16 protein-coding genes are annotated in these 14,241 nt (G+C 68.7%); 4 read left to right on the top strand and 12 right to left on the bottom strand.

The features are described from left to right. The first annotated feature begins 39 nt into the window (after positions 1-39). Complete coding sequence (locus tag ACWEVR_RS31505; RefSeq protein ID WP_452469871.1) at positions 40-624, top strand: dihydrofolate reductase family protein; 585 nt, start codon at positions 40-42, stop codon at positions 622-624. A 90-nt stretch (positions 625-714) separates the two neighbouring features. Here the strand turns inward: ACWEVR_RS31505 and ACWEVR_RS31500 are convergent, their stop codons facing one another. The 3 genes from ACWEVR_RS31500 to ACWEVR_RS31490 form a co-directional block, all read right to left on the bottom strand. Beyond that, the gene (locus ACWEVR_RS31500; RefSeq protein WP_452469870.1) at positions 715-1,776 is read right to left on the bottom strand and encodes an RNA polymerase subunit sigma-70; all 1,062 of its coding nucleotides are present in this window, start codon (positions 1,774-1,776) and stop codon (positions 715-717) included. 84 nt (positions 1,777-1,860) lie between these two features. Then, entirely contained in the window at positions 1,861-2,226 is a 366-nt protein-coding gene (locus tag ACWEVR_RS31495) for a DUF397 domain-containing protein (protein ID WP_067495043.1), read from the bottom strand. Positions 2,227-2,236: 10 nt separating this feature from the next. Further along, complete coding sequence (locus ACWEVR_RS31490; RefSeq protein ID WP_452469869.1) at positions 2,237-3,088, bottom strand: helix-turn-helix domain-containing protein; 852 nt, start codon at positions 3,086-3,088, stop codon at positions 2,237-2,239. A gap of 134 nt (positions 3,089-3,222) precedes the next feature. Between ACWEVR_RS31490 and ACWEVR_RS31485 the strand changes: the two genes are divergently transcribed. Next, positions 3,223-3,747 (top strand): hypothetical protein, encoded by a 525-nt coding sequence (locus tag ACWEVR_RS31485; RefSeq protein ID WP_220139377.1) that lies wholly within the window; start codon positions 3,223-3,225, stop codon positions 3,745-3,747. Here ACWEVR_RS31485 and ACWEVR_RS31480 read toward each other — a convergent pair. Beyond that, positions 3,744-4,517: a pirin family protein gene (locus ACWEVR_RS31480; protein WP_452469868.1), complete on the bottom strand. Its 774-nt coding sequence runs from the start codon at positions 4,515-4,517 to the stop codon at positions 3,744-3,746. The genes ACWEVR_RS31485 and ACWEVR_RS31480 overlap by 4 nt on opposite strands. 167 nt (positions 4,518-4,684) lie before the next feature. Here ACWEVR_RS31480 and ACWEVR_RS31475 point away from each other — a divergent pair, with 167 nt between their 5' ends. Next, positions 4,685-5,941, top strand: a complete 1,257-nt coding sequence (locus ACWEVR_RS31475; protein ID WP_452469900.1) for an MFS transporter — start codon at positions 4,685-4,687, stop codon at positions 5,939-5,941. Positions 5,942-5,966: 25 nt separating this feature from the next. Here ACWEVR_RS31475 and ACWEVR_RS31470 read toward each other — a convergent pair whose 3' ends face one another. The 7 genes from ACWEVR_RS31470 to ACWEVR_RS31440 form a co-directional block, all read right to left on the bottom strand. Next, entirely contained in the window at positions 5,967-6,824 is an 858-nt protein-coding gene (locus ACWEVR_RS31470; RefSeq protein ID WP_452469867.1) for a 5-oxoprolinase subunit C family protein, read from the bottom strand. Between the two features lie 53 nt (positions 6,825-6,877). After that, on the bottom strand, positions 6,878-7,561 hold the full coding sequence (locus tag ACWEVR_RS31465; protein WP_067644301.1) for a 5-oxoprolinase subunit B family protein: 684 nt from the start codon (positions 7,559-7,561) through the stop codon (positions 6,878-6,880). A gap of 14 nt (positions 7,562-7,575) precedes the next feature. Further along, positions 7,576-8,331 (bottom strand): LamB/YcsF family protein, encoded by a 756-nt coding sequence (locus ACWEVR_RS31460; protein ID WP_067644304.1) that lies wholly within the window; start codon positions 8,329-8,331, stop codon positions 7,576-7,578. Between the two features lie 65 nt (positions 8,332-8,396). After that, positions 8,397-9,650, bottom strand: a complete 1,254-nt coding sequence (locus ACWEVR_RS31455; protein ID WP_452469866.1) for a sulfate/molybdate ABC transporter ATP-binding protein — start codon at positions 9,648-9,650, stop codon at positions 8,397-8,399. Continuing rightward, positions 9,647-10,477 carry an ABC transporter permease gene (locus tag ACWEVR_RS31450; RefSeq protein ID WP_452469865.1) on the bottom strand — a complete coding sequence of 277 codons (831 nt, stop codon included), beginning with the start codon at positions 10,475-10,477 and terminating at the stop codon, positions 9,647-9,649. The genes ACWEVR_RS31455 and ACWEVR_RS31450 overlap by 4 nt, the downstream gene beginning before the upstream one ends. Further along, on the bottom strand, positions 10,474-11,214 hold the full coding sequence (modA, locus tag ACWEVR_RS31445; RefSeq protein WP_452469864.1) for a molybdate ABC transporter substrate-binding protein: 741 nt from the start codon (positions 11,212-11,214) through the stop codon (positions 10,474-10,476). The genes ACWEVR_RS31450 and modA overlap by 4 nt, the downstream gene beginning before the upstream one ends. Next, the gene (locus ACWEVR_RS31440; protein ID WP_452469863.1) at positions 11,211-11,609 is read right to left on the bottom strand and encodes a TOBE domain-containing protein; all 399 of its coding nucleotides are present in this window, start codon (positions 11,607-11,609) and stop codon (positions 11,211-11,213) included. The genes modA and ACWEVR_RS31440 overlap by 4 nt, the downstream gene beginning before the upstream one ends. A gap of 98 nt (positions 11,610-11,707) precedes the next feature. On the opposite strand from ACWEVR_RS31440, the gene ACWEVR_RS31435 reads away from it, so the two are divergent. Next, positions 11,708-12,562, top strand: a complete 855-nt coding sequence (locus tag ACWEVR_RS31435) for a hypothetical protein (protein ID WP_439266972.1) — start codon at positions 11,708-11,710, stop codon at positions 12,560-12,562. Here ACWEVR_RS31435 and ACWEVR_RS31430 read toward each other — a convergent pair. Continuing rightward, on the bottom strand, positions 12,559-14,013 hold the full coding sequence (locus ACWEVR_RS31430; RefSeq protein ID WP_452469862.1) for a CCA tRNA nucleotidyltransferase: 1,455 nt from the start codon (positions 14,011-14,013) through the stop codon (positions 12,559-12,561). The genes ACWEVR_RS31435 and ACWEVR_RS31430 overlap by 4 nt on opposite strands. Positions 14,014-14,241: the final 228 nt, after the last annotated feature.

Here is a 14,241-nt window from a genome sequence, read left to right as displayed (position 1 = left end):
GTCTGTACATGGGAGATCGACTCACAGGAGGCAGACGACATGCGGAAATTGATCTTCGGGATGAATGTGACTCTGGACGGCTACATCGCCGCACCCGGGGACGACCTCGGCTGGAGCGGGGGTGAGGGGCCGGATTCCTCATCGAGCGACGAACTGTTCCAGTGGTGGTCCGACCGGGTGGCGGCGACGGAGCTGTCGCTGTACGGGCGCAAGTTGTGGGAGGCGATGAGTTCGCATTGGCCCACCGCCGACGAGCAGCCGGGCGCCACAGCGGCGGAGGTCGAGTTCGCCCGCCGCTGGCGGGACATGCCGAAGGTGGTGTTCTCCTCGACCATCGGCGCGGTCGACTGGAACACCCGCCTGGTCAGCGGCGATGCGGTCGGTGAGATCGGCCGGCTCAAGGGTGAGGAGGGCGGTCCGATGGACATCGGCGGGGCGACGCTCGCCGGGGCCGCCATGCGGGCAGGGCTGATCGACGAATACCTGCTGGTCACCTACCCGGTGCTGGTCGGCGGCGGTACGCCGTTCTTCAGCGCGCTGGACAGCTGGGTGAACCTGAAATTGCTGGAGACCCGGACATTTTCCGGCGGCGTGGTGCTGACCCGATACGAGACGAGGCGGTGAGCGCGGGCCGCACCGATCGCCTCGTGGCGAGCTCGGGCCTGCTGGGTGTGGGCGTCGGCTCCACAGCGTGCACCGAACCGACGCGTTCCGTCAGGGCTGGGATGTCTGTTCCACGGTGCCTTCGGTGCGGCCGACCAGCGCACGGGACTCGTCGCCGACGGGCAGTGTCGTCGGCACGTCCAACCAGGGCTTGCCGGTGACGTCGAACCCGGTGAGCTCGGCGATCTTCCCGTCGACGATGTGCAGGGCCGCGACGGCGAACAATCGGTACTCGGGGGCATCGGGGGTGCGTAGGTACAGCGCGGCGGCAGGCATGCGGTTGACCGTCGTGGCGATCCCGCGCCAATCGTCGTGGCCGGGCTGGAAGAGCCCGCCGGCGACCCAACCGTCCACCGCGTCCTTCGCTGTCCTGGTGACGATGCCCGAGTCGGGCAGCATCACGAAACGCAGGTCCTCGCGCAGCAGGGCGATCAGTCCTTCGAGGTCGTTGCGCTGGTGGGCGTCGATGTAGGACCGCACCACACCGCGCTCGTCGTTCGACAGTTCGTGACGTGCGGGGATCTGCCAGTCGAGGCGGCGGTCGGGTAGCTGCTCGCGTATCGTCCCGCGCGCTCGCTGCAGGCCACTGGTCACCGCGGCGACGGTGATGTCGAGGGCCTCGGCCACCTTCGACGCGGGCCAGCCGAGAACGTCGCGCAGGATGAACACCGCCCGCTGCCGCGGCGGCAGATGCTGGACGGCGACGATGAACGCCAGCTCGATCGTCTCCCGCGCGACCGCCGATTCCTGCGGGTCCTCGGGCAGCATCCGGTCGGGGTAGGGCTGCAGGTGCGCTGTCTCGGAACCGGGCAGCTCCGAGGGTATGGGCGTGCGCTTGTCCAGGAAGTCGAGACAGGCGTTGGTCGCGATCCGGTACAGCCAGGTGCGCAGAGCGGCGTTGCCCTTGAACGACTCCCGCTTGTGCCAGGCACGCAGGAATGTCTCCTGCGTCATGTCCTGCGCGTCCTCGTAGTTCGCGAGCATCCGATAGCAGTGCACCTGCAGCTCACGCCGGTGACGCTCGGTGAGGACCGCGAACCGCGCCGGATCGCCTGAGCGGACGACGTCGAGGAACGTGGCCTCGTCGGCGCTCAGCGGTCCGGCGTCGGTCATGTCGGCATTCCTTCCACCGGTGCGAGGGACATCAGAACTGACGACGCGGCGGAGGATTTCTGATCGGTGGCGGCCGAATCCGCCTTAGACGCAGGCGAATTCGTCGTCGCGGACGCCGGCGACGAAGGCCTCCCATTCGGCGGGGGTGAAGTGCAGGGCGGTTGATCCGTGGCGCAGGGTCGTGGCGCCGTCGGCTGCGTGCTGGGTGGTGAGGGACGGGTGCGGGCGCTGGGCGAGCAGGCAGTCGAGGAAGGCGTTCCACACGGAGGCGGGGACGGTGATGATCGGCTCGTCGAGGCCACGGTTCATCGGGTTGCGCCGAAATTTGCTGTCTCGTATCTGGACGGCGTCACCTTCGAAGCGAACCTCGACACATTGGTTACCGTTGTTGGAGCGCGACGAGGTGAACCAGCCGTGATCGGCCGGGCGGCGGCGAGCTGTGATCGACATAACACGAATCTTACACTCTGGCATAGTCGCTGATCAGGGCAAGGGATTCGGATCTCGGCATGGCCTGTTCCCTGGCCCGCAGGAAGGCGTAACCGAGATCGCGGACCTGTTCGGCGTCGTCGACGTGACCACCGAAAACAGCGCTCTCGGCCCATGCGAAGGTCGGTAGCTGATCGCTTGCGAAGTCGAGCAGATGGAAGCTGGAACCGCCGAGCACCGCACCCTCGGGCGCGCTGAACGGGATCACCCGGACGTCGACGGTGTCGAGTTCGCGCATCAGCTCCACCAGGTGACGCAACTGCCCGCGCAACACTTCGGGGCCACCGGTCTGCTGACGCAGCGTCGCCTCACCGAGTACGGCCGTGAGTTCCAGCGGTCCCGGTTCCCGCAGCCGCCGCTGGCGACGCAACCGGATTGCGACTAATTGGTCCACCTGTACCGGGCGGATCATCACGTCGGCACTGATGAGCGCCCGCGCGTACGCCTCCGTCTGCAACAGGCCGGGCACGATCAGGCTGTCGTAGCTGCGGATGCTCTGCGCCCCCGCCTCCATGCCGTACAAACGCTGCAGTTCGGGGCCGATCAGCGCGGCCGAAGTGGACCACCAGCCGCGCTGTTTGCTGGCCTCGAGCAGCGCGAGCAATTCCCGGCGTTCGTCGGCGGGCACGTCGAGAACATCGAGCACCGGTTCGATAGTCGTGCGTGTGAGAACCCGTCGGCCTTTTTCCACATGGGACCAGTTGGCGGGGGTGAAACCGACCCGCTTGGCAAAACCCGCGGAGTCGAAACCCCGCTGTTCGCGCAGGTCACGCAGGCGCAGGACCAGCTCCCAGCGCGCGGCGGTAGGCGAAACGGGTGCCATGGGCGCTGATCGTACTCCGGGTGAACACACCTGCTACTGACTATTGTCAGCGTCGTTGTGTCGCATTAGGCTGTAGATAGCGGCAAATATCTAGCGAATGCAAGCTCCACACCGTCGACGGAGACGAGGTAGTGATGAGCCAGCGCACTGACAGCAAGGGCGGCTATGCCGCCGCCGAGGAATACTCGGAAACCCAGGACGCGCTCGCGCGCTGTCGTCACTATCGCAAGCACAACGGTCTCTATGCCGTGGTCGAAGCCACCTTCGGGCGCATCGTGCTCGAAATCGGGGCCGTCGGAGCCGTGGTGATGCCCTCCACGCTGGGCGAACGAGTGCGCGGTCAGCTGCTCAGCCGTGGTCAACGCTGCGGGCCGATCATCGGGCACCCCCGGTCCGGCCGCTGGACCTTCCTCACCGGACCCACCGACAATTCCTACCTCGACACCGAACTGTTCGCCGAGATGTTCCGGGTGTGCGCATCGGTCGCCCTGCCCGGCAGCGACGTGGTGCTGCCCTCCCCGGCCGACGAACGCAGCGGCTACCGCATCTGGCTGCAACCACCCGACGGCGACTACCGTCCCGACTTCGCGCAGATCGTCGCCGCCACCCGCGCCAATGCCAGAACCACCGCCCTGGTGCGCGAACCCGGCTCGGCCTAACCGCCCAGCCGGGCGTGCATCTCCCAGACCAGCACTTCGGCGTCACCGTGCGGGCGAATCATCTGACCACCCGAGCGGGTGAGCCGCACGGCGTCGCCCTGGGCCAAGGTGCCGACGCCCTCCATGTCCACCTCGCCGCGTGCGACGAAAACATGCAGGTAAGGGGCATCGGGCAGCGTCACGGGGGCGCTGTCGGCGGTCAGCCGGGCCACGTGCATCGCCGCGTGCGAGGAATTGATCGAGATGGCGGTGCGGTCGCGGTAGCGCGGTAGGCCCGAGGCCACCGTCACCAGATCGCCGCGGGCGAGTTCGTCATCGATCTCGAGCTGCTGATAGCCCGGATCGACACCGGGCTCGTCGGGCACCACCCACATCTGCACGAAATGCACCGGCTCGTCGTGCTCGGGCAGCTTGCCGTCCAGGCGCCAGGAGTCGTTCTTCTCCGAGTGCAGGATGCCGGTGCCCGCGCTCATCCGCTGAGCCAGACCGGGATAGATCACCCCGTTGTGGCCGAGCGAATCCTGGTGCACCAGGCTGCCGCCGAGCACCCAGGTGACGATCTCCATGTCGCGGTGCGGGTGGGTGTCGAAACCCTCGCCGGGCAGCACCACGTCCTCGTTGTTCACCAGCAGCAGGCCGTGATGGGTGTTGTCGGGGTCGTAGTGCTCGCCGAAGGAGAACGAATGCTTGGAGTCGAGCCAGGAGATCCTGGTCTTCATCCGGTCACCGGCCCGATGCACCTCGATGCGCGGTGTCGTCGATGTGGACATGACCCTCCTCCTGCGCTGCACCCGTACCGCCACCTCAATTCTGGCACCACTATCCTCACGACGTGTCGACCCATCGCGCTGACGGCTCGAATCCGGCGGATGAGCGGCCGATCTCGCTGCGACATCTGCTGCGCGAAAGTCGCGGTGTGGTGCGGCGCAATCCACGGATGCCGCGGTTGGCGCTGCTGCGCCTGGCCGCCCAATTCGGTGACGGCATGTTCCAGGCGGCGCTGTCGGGCGCCATCCTGTTCAACCCCGAACGCGAAACCGACCCCCTGGCCATCGCCGCCGGTTTCGCGGTGCTGCTGCTGCCGTATTCGGTGCTCGGCCCCTACGCGGGCGCCCTGCTCGACCGCTGGGATCGACGCAATGTGCTGCTGGTGGCGAGCATCGCGCGGGCGACGCTGATCGCGGCGGCCGCGCTGGCGCTGTTCGCCGGGGCGGGCGAGAGCGTGCTCCTCGTGCTCGCGCTGGCGACCGTCGGAATCAGCCGGTTCGTGCTTGCCGGGGTGTCGGCCGCGCTGCCGAGGGTGCTCGAACAGCGCTGGCTGGTTCCGATGAACTCCGTGCTGGCTACGGTGGCGTCCGCCTGCGCGGGTGTGGGCGCGGCGGCGTCGGTGGCGGTGATCGCGGTGCTGGGGGCGGGGGATTCGGCCTCGGCCGTGGCGGTCGCGCTCAGCGGGGTCGGGTCGGTGGTCGGCGCGCTGCTCGCCGTCGGTTTCGCACCGCACATCCTCGGGCCCGAAAAGGGTTCGGCGGGAGCGGAAAGCGCTGTGCGTGCGATCGCGACCGGGTTGGTCACCGGTGCGCGGGCCGTCTGGCGATCGACGCAGGTGACAACCGCGATGATCGGCATCGGAGCGCATCGCATCGTGTTCGGGATGAACACGCTCATCATGGTGCTCGTACTGCGTCAGCCCGGGGGGCAGAGCGAAATGAGCGGCGGGCTGGTCGGATTCGGGGTCGCGATCGGCGCGGCCGCGGCGGGCATGCTGCTCGCCGCGATCCTCGCGCCCGTGCTGATTCCCCGGCTCGGCAGGCCGCGGACCGTGCTCGTCGGGCTGGCGACGGCCGTCGTCGTGCAGCTCACCCTGGTGACACCGACCGCGCTCGCGTCCTCGGAATCGGCCACCGACCACGCCCACCGGCTGCTGCTGATCGGCGCGTTCGGGCTCGGGCTGGCCGGCCAGACGATCAAACTCACCGGCGACGCCAGCATGCAGATCGACATCGACGACGACCGGCGCGGGCAGGTCTTCGCCCTGCAGGACACGGTCTTCAACATGACCTTCGTGCTGGCCATCGCCGCGACCGCCCTGGTGATCCCGGCCGACGGGCGTTCGCTGCCGGTGGTGCTGGTCGGAGCCGGGGTGTACGCGCTCGGCATCGTCGCGATCGCGCTGAATTCGCGGCGGGCACGCTGATCCGTCGAAGAGCGTCCGCGCGCGGTCAGTCGTCGGGTTCGAAGCGCAGGCTTTCACCCGGACGGAGTTGGGCGACGCGGTCGACGTCGGCGTCGAGCACGACCGCGATCACCGGGTAGCCGCCGGTGATCGGATGGTCGGCGAGGAAGACCACCGGCTGACCGCTCGGTGGCACCTGCACCGAGCCGAGGGCGACCCCTTCGGCGGGCAGTTCGCGGGTGATCGAGCGGGTGAGCGGCGGCCCGGCGACCCGGTCGAGGCGGGCGCCCACGCGATCGGTCTCACTGCTCACCTGCCACGAGCCCCGGAACAGGGCGGTGGGGTCGGTGAACCAGTCTTCGCGCGGGCCGGGACGAGCGCGGACGACGAGCACCTCAGGCGGCACGGGGACCGGCGCGAACTCGACGGTCGGGAAGGTGCGCGGCGGGGGACCGACGGGCAATTGCATGCCTGGTCGCAGCGGGTCGGGGCCGATACCGGAGAGGGTGTCGCGGCTGCGGGAACCGAGGACCTTCGGCACGTCGATGCCGCCACGTACACCGAGGTAGGTGCGTAAACCGGTGCCTGCCATGCCGAGGCGAAGGGTCTGGCCCGCCTCGAGTTCGAGAACGCTCGCATGGCCGACGGGTGTGCTGTCCACCGTGGCCGTCGCCGGTGCGCCGGTGACCGCTACGGTGACGTGCGCATCGGTGCGCACTACGAGCCCGCCGAGCAGTACCTCGATGCCCGCGTGGTCCTCCGGATTGCCGACCAGCCGGTTCGCCAGCCGCAGCGAGGCGCGGTCGGCGGCGCCGGCCGGACCCACGCCGGAATCGAACCAGCCGGGTCTGCCCAGGTCCTGGATCGTCGCGAGCGGCCCCACCCGCTCGATGAAGATCACCATGCGATCTCTCCCCGATTATCTGTCGAGGCGGCGCACCATTGAGCAGCCCTTGCCTATTGCGCGATGTCGACGAACCGCACCGCCGTTCCCGCCCGGATCAGTGCGGGTGGGTCGCGATCGACCGCCCACATGCGTAGATCGGTACTTCCGATCAGTTGCCATCCGCCCGGTGTGCCACGCGGATATACCGCCGAGTACCCACCGGCCAGTGCCACCGCACCCGGTGGGATGGCGGTGCGGGCCTGGGCCCGGCGCGGCACGGTGAGCCTGCCGTCGGGCGAGACGAGATATCCGAAACCGGGTGCGAAACCCACGAAGGCGCACTGCCAGACGGTACCGGTATGGGCCGCGATCACCTCCGCGACAGACAGGTCGAGCAGCCGGGCGACCTCGGGCAGGTCGACCCCGTCGTAGCGCACCGGCACCTCGACCACCTCGTCGGGGCAGTCCGGGTCGGACAGTGTTCCACGGGAAACATCGAGCGAATCCGGCTGTGCGGATTCGGAATCCAGGCGGTCGAGCAGCGCGAGCAATTCCCGGCGCACCTGCGTGCCGTAGTTCACCGAATGCAGGGTGACCAGCACGGTCTCCGCCGCGGGCAGCACGTCCTGGACACCGGCGATGGCATGCACCCGCAGCGCCGACGCCAGGCGCTGCACCGGTCGCGGATCGTCGAGGGTGATGAGCATGGCGCGGTCACCCGCGGGCCTGATCCGCGTGCTCCAGTCGGTCACCATCGCGCCTCCCACCCTCAACCGAATGGTTCGACAGGTACGCCTGCCTCGTCCAACGCCCCCCTGATGCGGCGCGCCATCTCCACGGCCGCGGGCGAGTCACCATGGACACACACACTGGCCACGGACACAGCGACCGCACCCGGACCGTCAACGGTACGCGCGGTCCCCGACAACGCAAGGGATACCGCCTGGGCGACGGCGTCGTCGGGCGTCAGCACCGCACCGGCAACCCCGCGCGGCGCCAACGTGCCGGTGGCGGTGTAGGCGCGGTCGGCGAAACCCTCGCCGACGAAACGCACTTTCGCCCGGTTCGCGGCGTGTTCGAGTTCGGTTCCGGCCGGGCCGAGCAGGGCGAGACCGGTTTCGGCCTCGGCGACGGCGGTCGCGACCGCGTCGGCGAGCAGACGATCGCGAGCGGCCGCGTGATAGAGGGCGCCGTGCGGCTTCACATACCGCACCCGGTCGCCCGCCGCGCGCGCGAACGCCGCGAGGGCGCCGATCTGGTACAGCACCTCGTCGCGCAGTTCCGCGGGCGCGATGGCGATATCGCGGCGGCCGAAGCCGACCAGATCGCGGTAGCCGACGTGCGCGCCGATCCGCACACCCTTGGCCACGGCCAATTCGCAGGTGCGGCGCATGATCGTCGGGTCGCCGGCATGGAAACCGCACGCGATGTTGGCGCTGGTGACGATGTCGAGCATGGCGGCGTCCTCACCCATCCGCCACGGGCCGAAACCCTCGCCCAGATCACTGTTCAGGTCCAGCGGCATGCTGCCCTCCGGTTTGCGCGCGTGCATGAACGCCCTCATTGTGCGCCGTGCACCGGGGCCACGTTTCAGCAGGAGTACACCCGCACCTCTGTGGCCTTGACCGCGAAATACGCCCGCGCGCCGACGGTGAGGCCGAGCTGGGCCACGGCGGCCGGGGTGAGATCGGCGCACAGGCCGGGCGCGTTCGGTGCGTCACCACGCACCCGGACGATGCCGCCCCGATCGGTGATCTCGGTGATGTCGACGGTGAAGACATTGCGTGGGCTGCCGCCGGGAGGCCGGGTGAAAACCGAGACCGCGGCGGGGGAGAAGACAGCGGCCGCGTGCGTGCCCGCGGTGACATCACCGACGACACAACCGTCGACCGCCGATTCGTCATCGGGCGGCGCTGTGGGGCCGGGCGACGGTTCGCCACGTCGGTCGGAACCGATCGACACCGCCGCCAGGGCCGGGTCGGACCCGCGCGGCGCGGTGGCGGTGCCGTGCAGGAGGTTCAGGCCCGCGATGCGGGCGGCGAAGGGGCTGCGTGGGTGCGACATCACATCGGTGACCTGGCCGGATTCGACGATGCGGCCGGATTCGACGATGACGAGGCGGTCGGCGAGGGTGATGGCGTCGATGATGTCGTGGGTGACCAGGACCGCGCAGCGCGGGTGGGCTGGGTCGCGCAGAACGCGGCGCAGCAGCGAGCGCATGGCGGGAGCGACATCGACGTCGAGGGCCGACATGGGTTCGTCGAGCAGGAGCAGGTGCGGGTCGACGGCGAGGGCACGGGCCAGGGCGACGCGTTGGGCCTGGCCGCCGGAGAGGGCGGCGGGGTAGCGGTCGGCCAGGTGCGTGGCGTCGACGGCCTCCAGCCATTCGGCGGCGACGGTCTTCGCGTCGCGGTTACCACGGCTGCGTGGGCCGAAAGCGACATTCTCGGCGACGGTGAGGTGCGGGAAGAGCAACGGCTCCTGGGCGAGCAGCGAGATGCCGCGTCGATGCGGCGGGAGCGCAACACGTTTCGCGGTTTCGGTGAGGATATCGGCGCCCAGGCGCACGTGGCCCGCATCGGGGACGAGCAGGCCCGCGATCACCTGCAACAGGCTGGACTTACCCGCACCATTCGGGCCGAGGACGGCGAGGACTTCGCCCGGTGCGACCTCGATCGCCAGGTCCAGATCGCGATCCGCGATGCGTGCGGCCACCGAAAGGCCCGCCGGACGCGACGACTTCCCCGACGATTCGTCGAGTGCGCTCGCGGAGAATCCCGCCGAATGTGCCGCCTGATCGGCGGGCGACGGCACACTTCTCGGCGATTCGTCCTGCGGGCTCATTCGACCCTTCCTCCGCTTCGGGTGCGGCCGAGTTGGGTGCCGGGGATGGGACTGGTGCGCCGGTAGGCCAGCAGCACGATCAGGATCGCGACGACGATGAGCACCACCGAAAGCGCGACGGCCGCATCGGGATCGGCTTCCCGCTGGAGGTAGATCTCCAGGGGCAGGGTGCGGGTGCGGCCCTGGAGGCTGCCCGCGAAGGTGAGGGTGGCGCCGAATTCACCGAGCGCGCGGGCGAAGGCGAGCACCGCACCGGAGATGAGCGCGGGGCGCATCAGCGGCAGGGTGATCCGCCACCACACCGTGCTCGGCCCGGCACCGAGGGTGGCCGCGATCTGCTCGTAGCGGTGACCCGCCGTCCGCAACGCACCCTCGAGCGTGAGGACCAGAAACGGCAGCGCCACAAAGGTTTGCGCCAGCACCACCGCCGTCGTGCTGAACGCGATCTGCACGCCGAGGGCTTCGAGGTGGCTTCCCAACAGCCCACGCCGCCCGAAGGTGTACAGCAGGGCGATACCGCCGACCACCGGTGGTAGTACCAAGGGCAGCAACACAAGTGCGCGCAACACCGGCAGCCCACGCCATCGGGCCCTGGCCAGGACGACAGCCATCGGCACACCGAGCAGCACACACAGCAGCGTGCTGCCCGCCGCCGTCCGCAGGCTCAACCACAGTGCGTCGCGCGAGGCCTCGGTGGTCACCAGCGCACCGAACCGACCCCATTCCACGCCCCAGGCCAACGCGCCGAGCGGCACGACGACCAGGGCGAATCCGATCAGCGCGGGCAGCAACAACCAGCGGGGGAACCCTGCGGCGCCGGTTCTCACGGCACACCGAAGCCGGCTTCGGTCAGCACCTGCCGACCCGTCGGGCCGGTCACCAGGTCGATGAACTTCCCGGCATCGGCGGAATCCCCGACCGCCCCGATGGGATAGGTGTTCACCGCCGCCGACGCCTCGGGGATCGCGACCGTACTCACCTTCGCGCCTGCACCCGCCGCATCCGTGACGTACACCAGGCCCGCATCCGCCTGTCCGGAGGTCACTTTGGTGAGCACGTCGGCCACCGACGATTCCTCACTCACCGGCCGCAATGTCACCTGAGCCGCTCCTGCGACCTTCTGCGTCGCCCGGCCACACGGCACCTGCGGCGCACACACCACCACGGACAACCCGTCTCGTCTCAGATCGCGGAAACTGTTGATTCCCTTCGGGTTGCCGGGCGCGGTGACGATGGTGAGGACGTTCGTGGCGAAGGGGCGCGAAGTGGCGATGCGTCCGTCGGCGATCACCTTGTCCATCGTCGGCTGGTCGGCCGAGGCGAAGACGTCGGCGGGCGCACCGGCCTGCAACTGGGCGGCCAGATCCGACGATCCGGCGAACGAGAACTGCACATCCACACCGGGATTCGCGGTTTCGAAGTCGTCCTCCAGATCGGTGAAGACCTTCTTCAACGAGGCGGCGGCGAACACGGTGAGCGTTGAATCGCTTGTCGCCGAATCTGTTTCGAAACCACAGGCGGTGAGCACGGTCAGCGTGGCCGCCAGGGCGAGTGCGCGCTTCATCCGGCGGCCCGTTCGACGACGACCGTCGTGGCCTTCACAGTCGCCAGCGCCACACTCCCGGGCTCGAGCCCGAGCTCGCGCACCGCTTCGCTGCTCATCAACGAGACAATCGTGAACGGACCACATTGCATCTCCACCTGTGCCATCACCTTGTCGGACACGACGCGAGTGACCAAGCCGGGGAACCGATTCCGGGCCGAACTGGCACTGCCGACCTCGGTGTGCGGCGTGCGCGCCTGCTCGACGGCGAGAGCCGCCAGCTCACGACCCTCGATGACCAGCCGGCCCGCGCTGTCCTTGCTCGCCGACAGCGCGCCGGAGTCGATCCACCGGCGCACGGTGTCGTCGCTGACGCCGAGCAGATCGGCGGCTTCCTTGATTCGCAGTAGTGCCACCCGACCAGGATAGTTCCGCAGATACGGCGATACATAGATAAATCCTCCGCACATGCGGAAACATCCGGCTGTGATGCCCGCTCGACACGCCGTCGAGCATGGCCGCCGACGCCGCGGGCAAGTACGCTCGGACCATCATGGCCACGTATTTCGATCCGAAGTCCTGGTCACTGGCGGGCGCTGTCGACCTGGGCAAACGTCTGCTCGACCCCTCGTGGATCGACCAGTGGCTCGGCTTCACCACGTCCTGGGCCGACCCGGTGGCCGACCTGGGCTCGGGCACGGTCACCGCGCTGATGCCCGACGTCCTGATGACCGTGCTCAGCGAGGGCATCTTCAGCCGCTTCGGCGGGCGGGAAGTGTCGGCCACCCTGCTCGGCCACGACCTCACCGCCACCCTCGACACGTTCAAGGTGCGCAGGCGCGGTGCCCACTTCCAGAGCAAGACGGTGCTGTCGGACCTGGTCTGGGACACGCATCCGTTCGATACCGTCACCGTGATCGCGCACGGCGTTCGTCTCATTCCCGGTGTGCCGACCAAGATTCGCGTGCAGCAGCTCGACATCGAGGGCAGCATCGGCATCGGTGCCCTCATCGACTGGGTGGACGAGCAGAACCTGGACTGGAAGCTCCGGCTCGACGAGCAGGGCCGGATCGTCGCCACCCATCGCACCCGCAAGATGAGCGCCGTCGTCGACGCGCAGGTCTACGACAACCTGCTCACCATCGATATCCGCCGCGCCAGCTGGTACCGCATCCGCTTGCCGCGCCGGGTGGTCCAAGCGCCCGCGCTGCTGCTCGACGACCTACCCAACCGGGCGAGCATCTCCTACGCGCACCGCCGCGGCGACGTGGTGAAATTCCGCATCGAACTGCCCGAGACCACCGGTTCGTTCGACCTCACCCAGATCCGCGACGCCATCATCGCCGGGACAACACTGATCGTCTTCTAGGACTGCTGGGTCGCCCACCACTCGCGCAGGGCGGCCTCGGCTTCGTCGCGGGTCATCGGGCCACGGTCCAGGCGCAGGTCCTTGAGGTACTTCCACGCCTTGCCCACCTGCGGGCCCGGCTCGAGACCGAGTAGCTCCATGATCGCGTTGCCGTCCAGATCCGGGCGCACCCGCGCGAGGTCTTCCTGCTCACGCAGGGCCGCGATGCGCTGCTCGAGCTCGTCGTAGGTGGCGCGCAACGCCGCCGCCCGCCGCTTGTTGCGGGTGGTGCAGTCGGCCTTGACCAGCTTGTGCAGGCGATCGAGCAGGTCGTCGGCGTCGGTGACGTAGCGGCGCACGGCCGAATCGGTCCACTGACCCTTGCCGTAGCCGTGGAACCGCAGGTGCAGGAACACCAGGCGCGCAACGTCTTCGGTGAACGCCTTCGGATACTTCAGCGCCCGCATGCGCTTACGCACCATCTTCGCGCCGACCACCTCGTGATGGTGGAAGCTCACGCCACCGCCCGGCTCGTTGCGCTTGGTGTCGGGCTTGCCGATGTCGTGCAGCAGCGCCGCCCAGCGCAACACCAGGTCGGGGTCGCCCTCCTCCTGGTCGATCGCCTGCGACAGCACCGTCAGCGAATGCTGGTAGACGTCCTTGTGCTGGTGGTGCTCGTCGATCTCGAGCTTCATCGCGGGCACCTCCGGCAGCACCCGCTGGGCGAGACCGGTATCGCACATGAGGTTGATGCCGTCGATCGGATGCTCCGCACCGATCAGCTTGTCGAGTTCGGTGCGCACCCGTTCGGCGGTGATGCGGTCGATCTGCTCGGCCATCTCCACGATCGCCGTGCGCACCCGAGGCGCCACCTCGAAACCGAGCTGCGCGACGAAGCGGGCCGCGCGCAGCATCCGCAACGGGTCGTCGTCGAACGAATCCTGCGGTGCCGCAGGCGTATCGAGCACGCCTTCGAGCAGGGCATCCAGTCCGTCGAGCGGGTCGACGAATTCCAGCGACCCATCCTCGGCGATCTTCACCGCCATCGCGTTCACCGTGAAATCGCGCCGGACCAGGTCGCCCTCCAGCGTGTCGCCGAAGGTCACCTCCGGATTGCGCGACACCCGGTCATAGGTATCGGCCCGGAACGTGGTGATCTCGAGCTGGTGATCCCCCTTGGCCGCACTCACCGTCCCGAACGCGAGCCCACCGGTGTCCCACAACTGATCGGCCCACCCCCGCATCAGCTCCTGCACGACCTCCGGCCGCGCATCGGTGGTGAAATCCAGATCGTTGCCCAACCGCCCGAGCACCGCGTCCCGCACGCTGCCCCCCACCAGATACAGCGAATGCCCCCGCGCGGCGAACATGGCCCCCAACGGCACCAGCACCTCGGACAGCTGCCCCAACGTCACCGCCGCACCAGCAAGCAGCCGAGCACGACGATCCGCGACAACATCAGAGGAAACCACGAGTACAGAGCTTACCGAGCCCGTCGAACCACTTTCCGAGCTCCCAGCCCCCCCCGCACCACTCGAGTCCGCCACCTACCGGGCTCCCGGCCACACGGCACCACTTAAGTCCGCCATGACAGCATTCCCAGCCCCGCACGACCCGACCTCGAGGAGGGTCCGCCGCGAAGCGGCGCAGCGGCCCGGCCGCGCGAACAGCGCTCGAAGCGCACGCGCGAAGCGCAAGTC

This window comes from Nocardia sp. NPDC003979 (assembly GCF_053605015.1).
This window is presented reverse-complemented; position numbering and strand designations above follow the sequence as displayed.

Bases quoted from the DNA above. Each gene is read 5' to 3' on its own strand.
- ACWEVR_RS31505 (WP_452469871.1), top strand. From the start codon at position 40: ATGCGGAAATTGATCTTCGGGATGAATGTGACTCTGGACGGCTACATC.
- ACWEVR_RS31500 (WP_452469870.1), bottom strand. From the start codon at position 1,776: ATGACCGACGCCGGACCGCTGAGCGCCGACGAGGCCACGTTCCTCGAC.
- ACWEVR_RS31495 (WP_067495043.1), bottom strand. From the start codon at position 2,226: ATGTCGATCACAGCTCGCCGCCGCCCGGCCGATCACGGCTGGTTCACC.
- ACWEVR_RS31490 (WP_452469869.1), bottom strand. From the start codon at position 3,088: ATGGCACCCGTTTCGCCTACCGCCGCGCGCTGGGAGCTGGTCCTGCGC.
- ACWEVR_RS31485 (WP_220139377.1), top strand. From the start codon at position 3,223: ATGAGCCAGCGCACTGACAGCAAGGGCGGCTATGCCGCCGCCGAGGAA.
- ACWEVR_RS31480 (WP_452469868.1), bottom strand. From the start codon at position 4,517: ATGTCCACATCGACGACACCGCGCATCGAGGTGCATCGGGCCGGTGAC.
- ACWEVR_RS31475 (WP_452469900.1), top strand. From the start codon at position 4,685: ATGCCGCGGTTGGCGCTGCTGCGCCTGGCCGCCCAATTCGGTGACGGC.
- ACWEVR_RS31470 (WP_452469867.1), bottom strand. From the start codon at position 6,824: ATGGTGATCTTCATCGAGCGGGTGGGGCCGCTCGCGACGATCCAGGAC.
- ACWEVR_RS31465 (WP_067644301.1), bottom strand. From the start codon at position 7,561: ATGGTGACCGACTGGAGCACGCGGATCAGGCCCGCGGGTGACCGCGCC.
- ACWEVR_RS31460 (WP_067644304.1), bottom strand. From the start codon at position 8,331: ATGCCGCTGGACCTGAACAGTGATCTGGGCGAGGGTTTCGGCCCGTGG.
- ACWEVR_RS31455 (WP_452469866.1), bottom strand. From the start codon at position 9,650: ATGAGCCCGCAGGACGAATCGCCGAGAAGTGTGCCGTCGCCCGCCGAT.
- modA (WP_452469864.1), bottom strand. From the start codon at position 11,214: ATGAAGCGCGCACTCGCCCTGGCGGCCACGCTGACCGTGCTCACCGCC.
- ACWEVR_RS31435 (WP_439266972.1), top strand. From the start codon at position 11,708: ATGGCCGCCGACGCCGCGGGCAAGTACGCTCGGACCATCATGGCCACG.